Below are 14,402 nucleotides of genomic sequence, written 5' to 3' on the forward strand. Positions count from 1 at the left end.
AGGGAAGGGTCAGGAGGCGTCGCGGCGGCTGAGGGCGAGGGCGCCCGCGCCGAGAGCGACGATCACGTACGCCGCCGCCACGGCTGCCGCGCCACCCTGCGACAGCAGGTACGGGTGATCACTTCCGGCCAGCTGCGGTGTCAGGTTGGGCAGCAGCACCGAGGCGAGGCGCAGGTGCCACACGGTCGGCAGGAAGTGGGCGATCATCGGCGTCACCAGGACGAGCCCGCCGATCGTGGTCAGCGCCGCGGCCGTCGACCGCAGTGCCGCGCCCAGACCCACCGCGACCAGGCAGGTGACGAACACGAGGACCGTCGCGCAGAGCACGGTCGGTACCGCGTCGGTCCACTGCGGCCACGGGTTGAGCGGCGCCGGCCGGTCGCCGAGCAGGAGCCGGGCGTCGGCGAAGGCCAGCAGGGCGAACACGGCGCCGCAGCCCAGACCGATGATGCCTGCCACGCCCGCCTTGGCGGCCAGCAGGATCCGCCGTTGCGGCACGGCCAGCAGGGCGGGGCCGATGGATCGGGTGGTGTACTCGCTGGTGATCAGCATGGCGCCGATCGCACCGACGAAGAACATCACGAACGGCATGGTCACCACGGTCGGGTCGGCCGTCTCGTAGTTCGCCCGGTCGGCCGGGGTCGCCGCGTCGTACGACTGGACCAGGAAGTACAGGATCAGGGCGCCCATCGCGGTGACGATCACGCCACCGGCCAGGAAGGCCCAGGTGGAGCGCAGGGTCCGTACCTTCACCAGCTCGGCAGCCGCGGCATCGCGCCAGATGGTCGAAGAGGTCATCGCAGGGCTCCTTCCAGGGCGGTGGCGCGGAACTCCACGCTCTCCTCGGTCATTTCCAGGTAGACGTCCTCGAGCGTGGCGCTGCGCGGCGTCAGGCCGTGCACGGGGATCGACGCGCCTGCGGCGGCGTCGCCGATGGCGGGGGCGTCGAGGCCGAGCACGACCAGATCTCCGTCAGGCGTACGGGTCACGGTCGCGCCGTGACCGGTCAGCAGCGCGGTCAGGTCGGCGGGGCGCGGCGTACGCACCAGCACGTCCCGCTCGAACCGGTCGCGCATCTCGGCCACCGAGGTGTCCTCGATCAGCCGGCCCTTGCCGATGATCAGGACCCGGTCGACGGTCAGCGCCATCTCGCTCATCAGGTGGCTGGAGAGCAGGACCGTACGGCCCTCCGCCGCCAGCGCCCGCAGCGTGGACCGGATCCACCGGATGCCCACCGCGTCGAGCCCGTTGACCGGCTCGTCCAGCACGATCACCGCCGGGTCGCCGAGCAGGGCGCCGGCGATGCCGAGCCGCTGGCGCATGCCGAGGGAGAAGCCGCCGACCCGCTGGTGTGCCGCGCTCGCCAGGCCGACCTGTTCCAGCACCGCGTCCACCCGGGCGCGGCCGATGCCGTTGCTGCGGGCCAGGCACGCCAGGTGGGTGGCGGCGGTGCGGCCCGGGTGGGCGGCGTCGGCGTCGAGCACCGCGCCCACCTCGTGCAGCGGGCGCCGGATCTCCGCGTACCGCCGCCCGCCGATCAGGGCTTCACCGGACGTGGGCCGGTGCAGCCCGAGCATCATCCGCATCGTGGTGGACTTGCCGGCGCCGTTGGGGCCGAGGAACCCGGTCACCACGCCCGGCCGGACCTCGAAGGACAACCGGTCCACCGCCAGCGCCGGTCCGTATCGTTTGGTCAGCTCCCGCAGCTCGATCATGTGGACAATCGTGTCAGCGAGGGTGGGTCCGGCGCGTCTGCCCGAGGTCGGAACTCGGGGTCTGACCCAGGTCATACGCCGGTATAGCGTGAGCGCGTGACACGGCCTTCCACCCGCGAGGTGCGCGGCACGCTCATCGATGCCGCCGCCGCGATGCTGCTGATGTACCTCGCCGCCTCGGCGACCCTCGATCCGCCCGGCCCGGCCTTCACCGGTCCGGCCTGGCAGGCCTGTCTGGCCGGTGCGGCAGTGGCCTTGCCGCTGGTGGTCCGCCGCCGGTGGCCGCTGCCGGTGCTCGGGTTCGTGGTGGTCGCGGCCGCGATCGCCACGGCAACCGGTGTCGTGGGCCTGGGCGTCATCGTGACGACCTGGATCCCGGTGGCGTTCGCGCTCTACACCGCCGCCACCGCGACCGTCGCCGTCCCGGCCGTGCTGGCACTGGCCGCCGCCCTGGGCGCGTCCGCCGGCACCATCGTCGGGCTCTACCTGCGCACCGGTGTGTCCTCGGCGGACGCCCCGAACAGCGAGGTGCCGCTGTGGTGGCAGTTCGAGACGGGTGCGGTCGCCGTCGTGCTGGCCGCCGCGTGGACGGCCGGCCGCCTGATCCGCTGGCGGCGCGCCATCCAGGCCGACCTGGCGCGCCGGCTGGCCCGGGACGCGGTCGCCGGGGAACGGCTGCGCATCGCCCGGGAACTGCACGACATCGTCGGGCACAGCCTGAGTCTGATCGCGGTCAAGGCGACGGTCGCCAACCACATCGCCGAGGAACGCCCCACCGAGACCCGCGCGGCACTCGTCACCATCGAACGGACCAGCCGGTCGGCGCTGACCGAGATCCGCCGGCTGCTCGACGTGCTGCGCGCCGACGACGACCAGGCCGCCGACCTGGCGCCCTCGCCCGGCACCGCCGACCTGCCCGGCCTGGTGGAGCCGCTGCGCTCCGCCGGACTGCACGTCGACCTGGAGGTCGACGGCGTCGACGACCTGCCGCCCGCGGCCGGGCTCACCGTCTACCGCATCGTCCAGGAATCGCTCACCAACGTGCTGAAACACGCCGGTGCGAGCCGGTGCGCGGTGTCGGTGCGGGCCCGCGACGGCGAGGTCCGCATCGAGGTCGCCGACGACGGCCGGGGCCGCCGGTCACCGGGCCGCCGCCAGGGGCAGGGCCTGATCGGCATGCGCGAGCGTGTGAACATGTACGGCGGCACGCTGTCCACGCAGGACGCGCCGCAGGGCGGGTTCCGGGTGGTGGCCGCCATGCCGTTCACCGCCGACCCGGAGAGCCGATGACCGACGAGATCACTGTCCTGCTGGCCGACGACCACGCCATGATGCGGGAGAGTTTCCGGGCGCTGCTGGACGTCTCCCCCGGCATCACCCCGATCGCGGAGGCCGGCACCGGCGCCGAGGCGGTCCGGCTGGCCCGCGAGCACCGGCCCGACGTGGTGCTGATGGACGTGCGGATGCCCGAGATGGACGGCATCGAGGCCACCCGGCAGATCTGCGCGGACCCGGCCACCGCGTCCGTGCGCGTGCTCATCCTGACCACCTTCGACCTGGACGAGTACGTGTACGCGGCGCTGCGCGCCGGTGCCAGCGGCTTCCTGGTCAAGGACGCCACCGCCGCGGAGCTGCTGACCGGCATCCGGCTGGTGGCCGCCGGTGAGGCCCTGCTCGCACCCCGTGTCACCCGCCGCCTGATCGCCGCCTTCAACGGCACCGGCGGACCCGCACCCGCCCCGCCCCGCGGCCTGGAAGCGATCACCGACCGGGAACAGGAGGTGCTGACCCTGATCGCCCGCGGCCTGTCCAACACCGAGATCGCCGAGCACCTGCACCTGGGCGTCGGCACCGTGAAAACCCACATCGGCCGCCTGCTGAGCAAACTCGGCGCCCGCGACCGGGCCCAGCTGGTCATCACCGCGTACGAGTCAGGCCTGATCGCCCCCCGCCCCGCCTGACCGCGTTGCCTCCGCACGGCGTTGCCTCCGCGCGGCGTTGCCTCCGCACGGCGTTGTTGATCTGCTGGCGCTACGAAAGCGCGGTGATCAAGGGGTGGAAACCGCGATTTCGCATCGCTAGCAGATCAATATCTCGGGGTGCGTCCGTCTATCGCCACTCGCCCACGGGGGCGTACTTTTGATCGGTTGTCGTCGATACAGAGGTGGCTGATCGGATGAAGTTCGGGCTGTACGGGCTGCACCGCGACCGCAATGTGGACCCCGCCGTCCTGGCCCGGCGAGCGACACTGGCCGAGGAGTCCGGGTTCGAGTCACTGTGGGTCGGCGACCACATCGCGCTCCCCGCCGGTGAAGGCAACCCGCCCCGGCTGGAGGCCGTGACCGCGCTGACCTATCTGGCAGCCGTGACGAGCCGCGTACGCCTCGGGGTCGGTCTGATCGTGCTCCCCCAGCGCCAGCCGGTGCTGCTCGCCAAACAGCTCACCTCGCTGGACGTGCTGTCCGGGGGCCGGCTGACCGTCGCCGTCGGCGCCGGCTACGTCGAACCGGAACTGAACGCGATGGGCGTCTCGCTCGCCGAACGAGGCGCCCGAACCGACGAATACCTGGCGGCGATGCGCGCGCTGTGGTCCGCCGCCCCGTCGTTCACCGGCCGCTTCGTGTCGTACTCCGGCGTCGTCCAGCACCCGTCCCCGGTCCAGCAGCCGCACCCGCCGATCGTGGTCGGCGGCCACTCCCCCGCCGCGTACCGCCGCGCCGTCCGGCACGGCACCGGCTGGTACGGCTGGGGCCTGAACCCCGACGAGACCGAGCAGACGCTACGCACGCTGGCCGAGACCGCCCGCAAGGAGCAGCGCCCGGCCGACCTCGGCGACCTCGAGATCACCATCACCCCGCCCGGCCCGCCCGACCTGGACACCGCCCGCCGGTACGCCGACGCAGGCGTGGACCGGCTCATCATCGAACTGGAAGGCATCGCCGACGACGCGGTCGACAGCGTGATCACCTCTGTCGGCGACACCCTGGTCGACCGGGTGTGACGGCTGGGGCCCTTCTGATGTGGTTGGGCTCCTTGCCGATCCGCCGTATTCTGCGTTGATCATCGACGCTGGAGGCGAGATCGATGGGTGCGAAGACCGCACTGCTGGCGTTCACCGAAGGTGATCTGCCGCCTGCGCTGCTGGGCGCGGCCGGGGCGAACGGGCCCTGCGGCAGATGAAACCGCCACGCCGCTACCACATGACGCCGGACGGCACGCTCCGCGAACTCGGCGACGACGAGGTCTGACGCCGGTCCAGCCACCGCCACTGTCCCCCGGGAAGCGTTCAAGGCACTGTCCGGGATGTGGGAGCCTCATCGTGTGGATCAATCAGCATGGACCGAGATATCGGCCGCTGTGGCCGATGCGCCCTATCCGGTTCAGGTACTGCCGGCTGACGCGGCACAGGTCGCGACGTGTTCAGCGGCGCTGGGCGTCAGTACTCGATCGTGGCTCGGTGCCGTGGTGGCCAATGCCGGAGGCATACTCGTCGACCACGGATGGCTCCATGTTCTGGGTTGCGGATACGACCGCCTGCCAGATGTCATGACCGAAGCGGATCTCGATGCGGGTGTGCTCACCGTCGGCTATGACGTCATGGGCGGCCAAGCCATCCCGCTGTCCCAGTTGGTCTCCTTCTACCACGATGCCGCTCGTCAACTCGGCGGGCCGCCCCCGGCGTCTCCCTGACTCGAAAGCGAGACGTACCCCAGTTCGCCGAGATCGCGATGCGCGCCATCGCATGCCGGAAGCCGTCGAGGATCCAGCCCGCTCCTCGACGGCTGATGGCAGCGACTGGCGCACGCCGCGGGTTGTGACCGGCCCTTGCTACAGATCCGATCAGCAGGACTTACCGGTCGGTCCGAAGCCCTTACTCGTCACTTCCCGCCACCTCGGAAAATGCGCTGAGGCGCAGCCGCGCTGCTACGTGGCCGGTGAACCAGGCGAAGAAGTCGCTGGTCGGGCCGAGACCCGAGCGGACCGCGTCGCTCCAATCGGGCTGCTCGAGTACGGCCAGGTACTGCTGAACGATGCGGTCCCGCTGCTCGGCAGTGCAGCCGCATCGGTTCGGAGGCTTGGACACCAGATAGTCGGCGATCATCGCGGCATCGACGTACCGGTTCGCTGTCGGCGGCTGCCGGGCGAGGTGAGCAGCGTGCGCGGCCAGCACGACAGGCGCGGGCGGATAGTGCTCGAGGGTCATACCCATGCCACCGCAGTCCGCCATGATCCTCAGGAGCCGGCCGGTGTGATCGATCAGGTCGTCGTCGGCATCGGTGCTGGTGATCGCTTCGTGCAGGTGCGCTGTGGTGGCGACCGCCCCAGCGAAGTAGCCGCTGAGGTGGTCGCCGTCGCAGGCATGGCGCAGCAGCCATGCCCGGGAACTGGCGGCGCCTCGTCGGCAGAGCGCCTCGACGACGTAGACCCGGCCCCAGCCGGTGACGCGCTCGGCCAGCCACCGCAGCGCTTCGGCACCTCCACGGCGGCGCTGCAACGCCTCGGCGGCCAACGGCCCGAAATGGTTCGACAGCAGCCCGATGGTTTGGATCAGCGGGATGTCGTCCTCGGCCCCATCAGTGGCCAGCAGTGTGAGCCCAACCGTAGCGGCATTGCGATCGATGCTGTGCCGCACCAACCACCGGCCGGTTCGTCGCACTCGCTGCCGGTCCGCGCGCAGCGCCGCTGCAACGATGTGGTCGTTGCGATGGATCGGGACGTAGACATCGCGGAAGGCGTCGGCAAGTTCACTCGCCTGCGCATCAGGCTGGTCGAAGTGCCTGTCGAGGATGACAGCGGCATCGGCCCCGTAGCGGCGCCGATCCCTCACCCGCCGGGTCGGCGGCCGCGAGCGGTGACGGTCTTCGTCCGGATACGGCTCGCCGTCGCGAGGCAGAGCACCGTCCGGAGATTGCTGATGGAGACGCAAAGCGTGTTCGAACAGAGCAATCGGGGGTCCGAGCAATCCAGGCTCGGTCGTCACGCTCACCGGCGGGCGGAGGACTCGATTCTTTTGATCATGGCCGCGATGATCCCATTCCCAGGCGCTTTTCAGCAAGCGGCGGCTGATTCTGTCGGCGCGTAGGGTCGCGGGATGGTGGAGAGCTCGGCCGGTGTGGGTGAACGGCTGGAACTGTTCCGGACGGAACTCACCGGTTACTGCTACCGGATGCTCGGGTCCGGCTTCGAGGCCGAGGACGCGGTGCAGGAGACGCTGGTGCGGGCCTGGCGATCGTACGACCGCTACGACGCGGGGCGGGCTTCGCTGCGTACGTGGGTGTACCGCATCGCCACCAACGTCTGCCTGGACATGTTGCGGAGCGCTCAGCGCCGTACCCTAGCCATGGATCTTGGTCCGGCATCACAGGCCGGGGCCGAACTCGGCTCGCCGGTGGCGCACCAGCGCTGGATCCAGCCTATCCCCGACGGCCGTGTCCTGCCGATGGGCGACAGCCCGGAGGAGTTGGCTGTCGCACGCGAGACGATCCGGCTGGCGTTCGTGGCCGCGCTGCAGCACCTGCCGCCCCGCCAGCGTGCCGTCCTGATCCTGCGTGACGTGCTGTGCTGGAGCGCCGACGAGGTCGCCCGGCTTCTCGAGACGTCCGTGGCGTCGGTCAACAGCGCGCTGCAACGGGCGCGCGCGACGTTGCGGGTGGCCGGGCCGGCGCCGGGCGAACCGTGGCGACCGGCCGACCCGGCGCAGCGGGAGTTGCTCGACCGCTACTGCGCGGCGTTCGAGCGGCACGACGTGGCCACGCTGGTGTCGTTGCTGCACGAGGACGCCACGATGTCGATGCCGCCGTTCGCGTGGTGGCTGCGCGGCCGGGACCAGATCCGCCTCGCCCTGCAGGATCCGCGGGCGTCGTGCGCGGGGGCACGGCTGCGGCCGGTCGCGGCGAACGGATCGCCGGCGTTCTGGCAGACCCGGCCCGGTCCGGACGGCCGGCACGTGCCGTTCGGGCTGGTTCTTCTCGACGTGCGCGGCGGCGTGATCACCGGCATCGTCACGTACCTCGACATCGACCGGCTGGTGCCGCTGTTCGATGTCGGCCGGACCGATGAGTTCGCGGCCGCTGCGACGTACTCCTTGGGACCGCATCCGACGATCCTGTAGGAGTTCTCATGCCCACCGTCCAGGCGATCATCAGCACGCCCGACATCGAGCGTCAGCGCGCCTTCTACGAGCGGCTGCTCGGCGCCGTTCCGACGAACCGCTTCCCGGCCGACGGACCGGCCTTTTCCGTGGATCTCACCCTCGGCGACTCCCAGTTCGGACTGGTCCACGAGGCCGGCACCGACCTGTCGGCGCCGGCGCGGATCCTGCTGAGCGTCGAGGTCGACGACGTCGAGGCGCTGCTGGAACGGGTGGCGGCAGCCGGCGGGCGGGTGCTGGGCAAGGCGAACGACATGCCGTGGGGCCAGCGGGTCGCCCACATCCACGACCCCGACGGCAACATGGTCAACCTGACCCAGACCCTGTCGAGGTGATGCGGCAACGCGGTCGCTGAGCTTGCCGTTCAACCGTCAGTGGTGCCGGCGACCGCGAATCGGCGTTTGTTCAGGACGCGGCGCGGTGCAGGCCGGCGGGGTGCTCGGTCGCCCAGGCACAGATGGCGGCGAGCGGTTCCTGGAGCGTCTTCCCGAGGGTGGTCAACGCGTACTCGGGAGGACACCCAGGGCAAACTCGCGGACCTGCGCGCCGCGATTAGCATGCTCGCCGCGCACCCGGCCGTGGACCCCGACCGCATCGCCGCGGTCGGGGTCTGCCTGGGCGGGGGATACGCCGTCCGGGCGGCCGCCTCCGACCCCAGGATCCGCGCCGCCGTGGGCATTGCGGGCGCCTACAACAGCCCCGCCCGTTTCAGCTCCGGCGACGGTGCCGGCTACCGTCGCACCCTCGCGTCGTTCATCGAACGCTACGACGACGAACTGCCGGCGGTCGCGCCCGGTGGTGGCCTCGCGGCGATGGGCGGCGATGAGCCGTGGTCCTACTACGGCACCGAGCGTTCGGCGGCCCCCTCGTGCGGGTCACGGTGTCGGTGAAGCAGGGGTGGGTGTCGATCCCTTGACGGTCCCCGCCGACAGCCCTACGGTCATTGGACATCTGACGTCCTTTGAACTCCCCTTTTCTCGCATCCCCGAAGGGACACCCATGCCCCCAACCCGCACCGCGGCGCTCCTGGCTGCCGCCGCCGGCCTGCTCGCGACGATGCTCACCGCACCCACACCGGCTGCGGCCGCCGCGCCGGCCGGCGTGAGCGCACAGACCGGCGCCGACTGCAGCACCAACCGGCTGACCCTGACGCTCGACAACCGCGGCACCACCGCGCAGACCTACACCGTCGCCTGGGCGGGGCGCACCGGTTCACCGTGGACTCGGACGGTCGCCGCCGGCACCAGCACCCAGCTGTACTGGACGCTGGCCGCCGGCAGCACGTACTCGCTGCGCGCCACCACCCCGACCGGGCTGGACGAGACGTTCACCGGGACCTTCCACTGCGGTACCGGCATGTCCTCGGTGGTCAGCTACGACTGCACGGCCGGCCGGTTGCAGCTGGCCCTGGAGAACCGCACCGCCACCGCGCGGGCGTTCACCGTGACCTGGCCGGACCGGACCGGCTCGCCGTGGACCGACACGGTCGCCGCCGGTGGCAACAGGTTGCACTACTGGACGGTTCCGGCCGGCACCGCGTACCGCTTGCGGGTCACCGCGCCCGGCTTCGACACCACCCACCGAGGCGTGGCCGGCTGCGGCCTGGCCGGCGGCGCACCGCAGATGAACGTGACGACCCTGCTCACGCCGCAGACCGTGATCCGCGGTCTCAACGGTTCCAACGGCCGCTACGACGGCACCGCGAGTTCGGTGCGCATCCCGGGGATGGCCGTCACCAACAACGGCACCGTCATCGCCGTGGCCGACGCGCGGGTCGACGGCTCGTACGATCTCGGTGGCGGAACCAACAACATCCAGATCGCGATGATCCGCAGCACCGACGGCGGCCGCACCTTCGAGCAGCCGCGGGTCATCCACGCCCCGGCCACCACCTCGGAGGGCGCCGGCGACCCCAGCCTGCTGGTGGACCGCACCACCGGGACCGTCTACTGCTTCTACACCTACTCCCCCCGGCCCGGCATCAGTTTCTGGTCGGCCGGCACCGGACTGAACACGGTCACCGATCCGAACAGCATGCGCCTGCAATACATCAAGAGCGGCGACAACGGGGCCACCTGGAGTGCACCGGTCGAGCTGAACCCGGCGATCAAGGACACCAGCTGGCGTCAGGTCTTCTTCTCCTCCGGGCACGGCATCCAGGCCAGCACCGGCCGGCTGATCCAGCCGATCGTCTACCGCGACTCGGCCGGGACCAGCCACACCGCCAACATCTACAGCGACGACCACGGCACCACGTGGCGGCGCGGCGGCTCGGCGGGCGGCACCATCAACGAGAGCAAGGCCGTCGAGCGCAACACAGGCGCGATCGTGCAGAACATGCGGCACAACACGACCCGGAGCCGCTTCTACGCCACCTCCACGGACGGCGCCGCGACGTTCGGGCCGGCCACGGCAAGCCCGCTGCTGACCGACCCGCTGTGCAACGCCGATGAGATCTCCTACCTGCGCCCCGCCGACCGTGGCACCGGCGGCGCGCCGCGGCGTACCGCCGTCACGCTGTTCAGCAACAACGCCGCACCGGCGAGCCGCAACGACCTCACGGTCCGGCTCTCCACCGACGACGGCGCCAGCTGGCCGGCGCGGGCGCTGATCAAGCCGGGTGGCGCCGGCTATTCGACGATGGCGGTGCTGGCCGACGGCACGGTCGGCAACCTCTACGAGGTCGGTGACCGCGGCGGCATCTTCTTCGCCCGGTTCTCCCTGGACTGGATCAAGGGCGCCTGACACGTACCCCCGTGGTGCCGCCCCGCGATCGTGCGCGGGGCGGCACGTGTTGTTCCTGGTAGCGTGACCCGACGCCACGCCACGGGAGGACGCGAAGCGATGCCGGCAGACGTCAGACCGGCCCGGCAGGGCCGCCCCTCACTGCGGGCCACCGTGACGGAACAGATCAAGCGCTACATCATCGACAGTGAGCTGCGACCCGGTGACCCGTTGCCCACCGAGGGCGAACTGTGCGAGACGCTGAACGTCAGCCGCTCCAGCCTGCGTGAGGCGATCAAAACGCTTGCCGCACTGGACATCGTCGAGGTCCGGCACGGTTTCGGCACGTACGTCGGGCGTCTGTCCTTGACCGCTCTCGTCGAGAGCCTGACCTTCCGCGGCCTGCTCAGCCCCACCGACGACTTCCGCGTCCTGCTCGACCTGATCCAGGTCCGGCAGCTGTTCGAGCAGGGCATGGCCACGCAGATCGTCGAGCGCCTCGACGTCGACCGGCTGACCGCCCTCGACGACCTCGTCGCCGGCCTGGAACGCTGCCACGACAGCGGCACATCATTCGTGGACACCGATCGGGCCTTCCACCGCCTGCTGATGGAACCCCTGGGCAACGAGCTGATCAGCCAGCTCACCGGCGCTTTCTGGGACGTGTACGCCCTCGTGGCGCCCCACCTGGGCCTGGCCGACCGGCAGGAGGAGACCGAGACGATCGCCGCCCACCGCGCGATGGTCGACGCCGCCCGCGCCCGCGACGTCACCGCCTTCGTGGCCGCCGTCGAGGCCCATTACGCCCCGGTGCGCCGCCGCATCACCGCGGCGACCGAGCAGCACCCGCCCCACCAGCGCTGAGCCGGCCCGGCCGCCGACGGACGGCGACGTTCCAACACCCGTTACGGACACTTACCGTTCGTCACGTTGGAGGAACCGGGCACGAGGTAGACGCACTGCGTGTGACCACTCGACGAGGCGATCTCGAACCGCACGGTGCGCCCCTCCATGCTCACCCACCAGCGGACATCCGCGTTCGGGGGCAGCAGCCAGGTATTACCGTCGGCGATGGCATCGGTGTACCGGTAATGGGAGGTGAACCCGAACGGCTTGAAGATGGCGTACACCGGCAACTGCGTCGCGTTGCCCGGCGGGTTCCACACCCGGGGCTCGCCGGCATCCCACCTACCCGGCCCCGACCCGACCGTCGACGGGTTCTCCCAGTTGATGCAGGCGCGGGCCACCACCGACCCGTCGGAAAGGGTCGAGTTCGCGCAGGTCTGACCGGTCGCCGCCGAGGCGCTCCCGGCCGGTACCACGACGGCGCCCACCAGCACACCGAAGGCGATCGCAGCCGAACCCACCCAAGACATAATCGTACGTCGATATCCCATCGCCTCAGTGTAGGGCGGGCGTGGCCACACCATGGCCCATCCCGCACCACCCCGGTGGGGCCACAAAGGCTTCGCCAGCTGCTGGAACGAGCCGGGAGGCCAGTGCCGTCCCAGCCAGCGATCCGTCCTGACCCCTCACCGCCCTCAGATCTCCAGCGCGGCCCAAAATGACCGCCTTCGCGTACGCCCTGGAGTTCGCCCCGGCGGGGGCACCGCCGCGCAGTTGCACTCGATCGGTGGATTGGCGGTCCACGTCACCATCCATCCGACGCCCAGCGACGCCGACTGGCAACCGGTCCTCAATGGTCTGCGCCGGGCTCTGAAACTCGGCATCGACGTCTATCCGGCGATCGGCGGAGTCGGCTGGAGCGATGCCCACCTGTCCACTTCGTATGCCACGTTGGCCGAGCTGGCGCGCGATCTGCCGTTGCGTCTCGCCGTACGGCCGTTCAACCTCTCGTACGACGCACTGACCACCCGCCGCGGCCTCGACCGGTACGCCGTGCCGCCCGGCCCCTCCCCCTCCATGCGCTGGAGCAGCTGACGACCGAAAAGCGGGGACGGCGCTATCTTCAGTGCCCACGGCATCTTGTCTCGCTGGGAGACCCCGCGAAGGGAGCGGCATCGTGAGCGCGCGCGAGCTGACCATCTGCAGCAGTTCCAAGTACTACGACGTGGTGCGGACCGTCACCGGCCATCTCGCCGAGCGCGGGATCACCGTCAACACCCCGCGGTTCGACTTCAACGAGCAACTCGTCGAGGTGACACCGGAGCGGAAGCGGGAACTCACCCACGAGTTCCTCGACAAGATCCGGCGCTCAGCCGCGATCTACATCGTCGCCGCCGACGGCTACACAGGCCACAGCGTCTGCATCGAGACGGGTTTCGCAGCCGCATTGGGCCTGCCCGTCTACATCTCGGAACCACCGGCCGAAGCGGCCGTCGCCGCCCTGGTCACGGACGTCGTCAGCACCACGGACGCACCGGACGTCCTCGCCGAGGCTCTGACGGACGGCAGATGAGGATCTTGCGCGCCGTCGCTGTCGAGCCGCCTGCACACAACGGCCTAGGCCCATCTGCGGACCATGTTCGGGTTGACCGAGCAGATCGAGCAGCACCGGCAACTGCGGTTGCAGGCCGGGGATCACGACATCCTGCTGTGCCGGGCCAGCGACGTCCCGCAGATCGTGGCACTGGAGGTCGCGGACGTCGGCCTGACCGGCTACGACGTAGCCGTGGAGTGGGCGCTCGCCAACGATCGGGAGCTGGACATTCGCGATCTGGGCCCCAGCCGGGCGTCCTTCGTCTGCTTCGTGACCGTCCCCGGCCGCCAGGTGGGCCGGATCTACTCGGAGTATCCAGCGATCACGGCCACCCCGGGCCCGCTCTCCGCTGTTCACGACCGGTGACTCAGCATGACGGTCGTCCGTGACAGCGAGTTTGATGCTGAACAGCGTGCGTCTATGGCGTTGCGGCGGCGAGCCGGGCCGTGAGTGTCCGGATGTGGTCTATCAGTTCGGCGGGTTCGTCCACCTGAAAGTCGAAACCCATGGTGGTCACATAAATGGCCAGCTCGTCGAGCGAGTGCGATCCGGTTCGCAGGGTGCACCGGTGGTCATCGATCGGCTCCACGGTCCCGGTGGTGGGCGAGATCCGGTCTGCCGCGGTCTCGGCGTCGACGTGCAGGGTGAAGCGCGCCTGGTAGCGGTAGGCCGAGGTGGAGATGGCCCGCGAGGTGTAGCCGCTGAGATCGGGCTCCGGCGGGGTGCGCGGGGTGAAGCGGGGCCCGGTGGGCGTGCGTGGCTCGAGGCGATCCACTCGGTAGGTGCGCCAATCCTGGCGGTCGACGTCCCAGCCGATGAGGTACCAGCGCCGGCCGGCGTGCACCAGCCGGTGCGGCTCGGTCGTCCGGACGGTGCTGGTGCCGTCATGGGTGCGGTAGTCGAAGCGTAGGCGCAGCAGGTCGCGGCAGGCGACGGCGATGGCGATGAGGGTGTTCGGGTCGGCGGCGGGGACCGGTGTGGGCCATCGGCACCGTGGCCGTTTGCAGGGTGTTGATCCGGTGGCGCAGCCGGGACGGCAGCAGCTGTTCGAGCTTGGACAGGGCACGCACCGAGGTCTCCTCGATCCCGGTGATCGAGCCGCCGACGGCCGTGCGCAGGCACATGGCGATCGCGACGGCTTCGTCGTCGTCCAGCAGCAGGGGCGGCACATCGGCGCCGGCGCTCAGCCGGTAACCGGCGGTGCCCGCGGTGGCCAGCACCGGGTAACCCAGCGCGCGCAGCCGCTCGATGTCGCGGCGCACGGTACGCGGAGAAATCTCCAGCCGCTCGGCTAGTTCCGTACCGGACCAATCCCGGCGGGTCTGCAGGAGCGAGAGCAATCGCAGCAGTCGTGCCGGTGTTTCCCACATGC

The 14,402-nt window shown here is 70.5% G+C and carries 15 protein-coding genes and 2 pseudogenes; 12 read left to right on the plus strand and 5 right to left on the minus strand.

Translation table 11 applies throughout. The annotated features are described in order from the left end of the window. Positions 1-9: 9 nt before the first annotated feature. Both LPA41_RS13460 and LPA41_RS13465 read right to left on the minus strand, forming a co-directional pair. Positions 10-798, minus strand: coding sequence for an ABC transporter permease (locus LPA41_RS13460; protein ID WP_229070591.1), 789 nt, complete (start codon positions 796-798; stop codon positions 10-12). After that, positions 795-1,715 carry an ABC transporter ATP-binding protein gene (locus LPA41_RS13465; protein ID WP_229070593.1) on the minus strand — a complete coding sequence of 307 codons (921 nt, stop codon included), beginning with the start codon at positions 1,713-1,715 and terminating at the stop codon, positions 795-797. Before LPA41_RS13465 ends, LPA41_RS13460 begins: the two co-directional genes overlap by 4 nt. Before the next feature lie 96 nt (positions 1,716-1,811). Between LPA41_RS13465 and LPA41_RS13470 the strand changes: the two genes are divergently transcribed. The 4 genes from LPA41_RS13470 to LPA41_RS13485 all read left to right on the plus strand — a co-directional run bounded on the left by LPA41_RS13470 (position 1,812) and on the right by LPA41_RS13485 (position 5,405). After that, positions 1,812-3,005 (plus strand): sensor histidine kinase, encoded by a 1,194-nt coding sequence (locus LPA41_RS13470; protein ID WP_229070595.1) that lies wholly within the window; start codon positions 1,812-1,814, stop codon positions 3,003-3,005. After that, on the plus strand, positions 3,002-3,676 hold the full coding sequence (locus LPA41_RS13475; RefSeq protein WP_229070598.1) for a response regulator transcription factor: 675 nt from the start codon (positions 3,002-3,004) through the stop codon (positions 3,674-3,676). The genes LPA41_RS13470 and LPA41_RS13475 overlap by 4 nt, the downstream gene beginning before the upstream one ends. A 215-nt stretch (positions 3,677-3,891) precedes the next feature. Next, positions 3,892-4,716, plus strand: a complete 825-nt coding sequence (locus tag LPA41_RS13480) for a TIGR03619 family F420-dependent LLM class oxidoreductase (protein ID WP_229070607.1) — start codon at positions 3,892-3,894, stop codon at positions 4,714-4,716. A 320-nt stretch (positions 4,717-5,036) separates the two neighbouring features. Then, positions 5,037-5,405: a DUF2625 family protein gene (locus tag LPA41_RS13485; RefSeq protein ID WP_229070609.1), complete on the plus strand. Its 369-nt coding sequence runs from the start codon at positions 5,037-5,039 to the stop codon at positions 5,403-5,405. 181 nt (positions 5,406-5,586) lie between these two features. On the opposite strand, the gene LPA41_RS13490 is transcribed toward LPA41_RS13485, so the two are convergent. Next, complete coding sequence (locus LPA41_RS13490; protein WP_229070611.1) at positions 5,587-6,771, minus strand: hypothetical protein; 1,185 nt, start codon at positions 6,769-6,771, stop codon at positions 5,587-5,589. A gap of 36 nt (positions 6,772-6,807) precedes the next feature. On the opposite strand from LPA41_RS13490, the gene LPA41_RS13495 reads away from it, so the two are divergent. The 5 genes and pseudogenes from LPA41_RS13495 to LPA41_RS13515 all read left to right on the plus strand — a co-directional run bounded on the left by LPA41_RS13495 (position 6,808) and on the right by LPA41_RS13515 (position 11,454). Further along, complete coding sequence (locus LPA41_RS13495; RefSeq protein ID WP_229070612.1) at positions 6,808-7,827, plus strand: sigma-70 family RNA polymerase sigma factor; 1,020 nt, start codon at positions 6,808-6,810, stop codon at positions 7,825-7,827. Between the two features lie 8 nt (positions 7,828-7,835). Continuing rightward, positions 7,836-8,201 (plus strand): VOC family protein, encoded by a 366-nt coding sequence (locus tag LPA41_RS13500; protein WP_229070614.1) that lies wholly within the window; start codon positions 7,836-7,838, stop codon positions 8,199-8,201. A 195-nt stretch (positions 8,202-8,396) separates the two neighbouring features. Next, a pseudogene (locus tag LPA41_RS13505) lies at positions 8,397-8,756 on the plus strand (dienelactone hydrolase family protein); the annotation flags it as partial. A gap of 109 nt (positions 8,757-8,865) precedes the next feature. Then, the gene (locus tag LPA41_RS13510; RefSeq protein ID WP_229070616.1) at positions 8,866-10,611 is read left to right on the plus strand and encodes an exo-alpha-sialidase; all 1,746 of its coding nucleotides are present in this window, start codon (positions 8,866-8,868) and stop codon (positions 10,609-10,611) included. Positions 10,612-10,710: 99 nt separating this feature from the next. Further along, positions 10,711-11,454, plus strand: a complete 744-nt coding sequence (locus LPA41_RS13515) for a FadR/GntR family transcriptional regulator (RefSeq protein ID WP_229070617.1) — start codon at positions 10,711-10,713, stop codon at positions 11,452-11,454. 41 nt (positions 11,455-11,495) lie between these two features. On the opposite strand, the gene LPA41_RS13520 is transcribed toward LPA41_RS13515, so the two are convergent. Beyond that, on the minus strand, positions 11,496-11,957 hold the full coding sequence (locus tag LPA41_RS13520) for a hypothetical protein (RefSeq protein WP_229070619.1): 462 nt from the start codon (positions 11,955-11,957) through the stop codon (positions 11,496-11,498). Positions 11,958-12,228: 271 nt separating this feature from the next. On the opposite strand from LPA41_RS13520, the gene LPA41_RS13525 reads away from it, so the two are divergent. The 3 genes from LPA41_RS13525 to LPA41_RS13535 all read left to right on the plus strand — a co-directional run bounded on the left by LPA41_RS13525 (position 12,229) and on the right by LPA41_RS13535 (position 13,396). Then, positions 12,229-12,531, plus strand: a complete 303-nt coding sequence (locus tag LPA41_RS13525) for a hypothetical protein (protein ID WP_229070621.1) — start codon at positions 12,229-12,231, stop codon at positions 12,529-12,531. Positions 12,532-12,613: 82 nt separating this feature from the next. Further along, on the plus strand, positions 12,614-13,009 hold the full coding sequence (locus LPA41_RS13530; RefSeq protein ID WP_229070624.1) for a hypothetical protein: 396 nt from the start codon (positions 12,614-12,616) through the stop codon (positions 13,007-13,009). Positions 13,010-13,081: 72 nt separating this feature from the next. After that, a complete protein-coding gene (locus LPA41_RS13535; protein WP_229070626.1) occupies positions 13,082-13,396 on the plus strand; it encodes a hypothetical protein in 315 nt (104 codons plus the stop codon). A gap of 52 nt (positions 13,397-13,448) precedes the next feature. Here LPA41_RS13535 and LPA41_RS13540 read toward each other — a convergent pair. Then, positions 13,449-14,400 (minus strand): annotated as a pseudogene (locus tag LPA41_RS13540) (helix-turn-helix transcriptional regulator). Positions 14,401-14,402: the final 2 nt, after the last annotated feature.

This window comes from Actinoplanes sp. DH11 (genome assembly GCF_020873875.1).
Classification (GTDB): domain Bacteria; phylum Actinomycetota; class Actinomycetes; order Mycobacteriales; family Micromonosporaceae; genus Actinoplanes.

Coding starts and splice junctions, on each gene's coding strand:
- LPA41_RS13460 (WP_229070591.1), bottom strand. CDS start 798: ATGACCTCTTCGACCATCTGGCGCGATGCCGCGGCTGCCGAGCTGGTG.
- LPA41_RS13465 (WP_229070593.1), bottom strand. CDS start 1,715: ATGATCGAGCTGCGGGAGCTGACCAAACGATACGGACCGGCGCTGGCG.
- LPA41_RS13475 (WP_229070598.1), top strand. CDS start 3,002: ATGACCGACGAGATCACTGTCCTGCTGGCCGACGACCACGCCATGATG.
- LPA41_RS13480 (WP_229070607.1), top strand. CDS start 3,892: ATGAAGTTCGGGCTGTACGGGCTGCACCGCGACCGCAATGTGGACCCC.
- LPA41_RS13495 (WP_229070612.1), top strand. CDS start 6,808: ATGGTGGAGAGCTCGGCCGGTGTGGGTGAACGGCTGGAACTGTTCCGG.
- LPA41_RS13500 (WP_229070614.1), top strand. CDS start 7,836: ATGCCCACCGTCCAGGCGATCATCAGCACGCCCGACATCGAGCGTCAG.
- LPA41_RS13510 (WP_229070616.1), top strand. CDS start 8,866: ATGCCCCCAACCCGCACCGCGGCGCTCCTGGCTGCCGCCGCCGGCCTG.
- LPA41_RS13515 (WP_229070617.1), top strand. CDS start 10,711: ATGCCGGCAGACGTCAGACCGGCCCGGCAGGGCCGCCCCTCACTGCGG.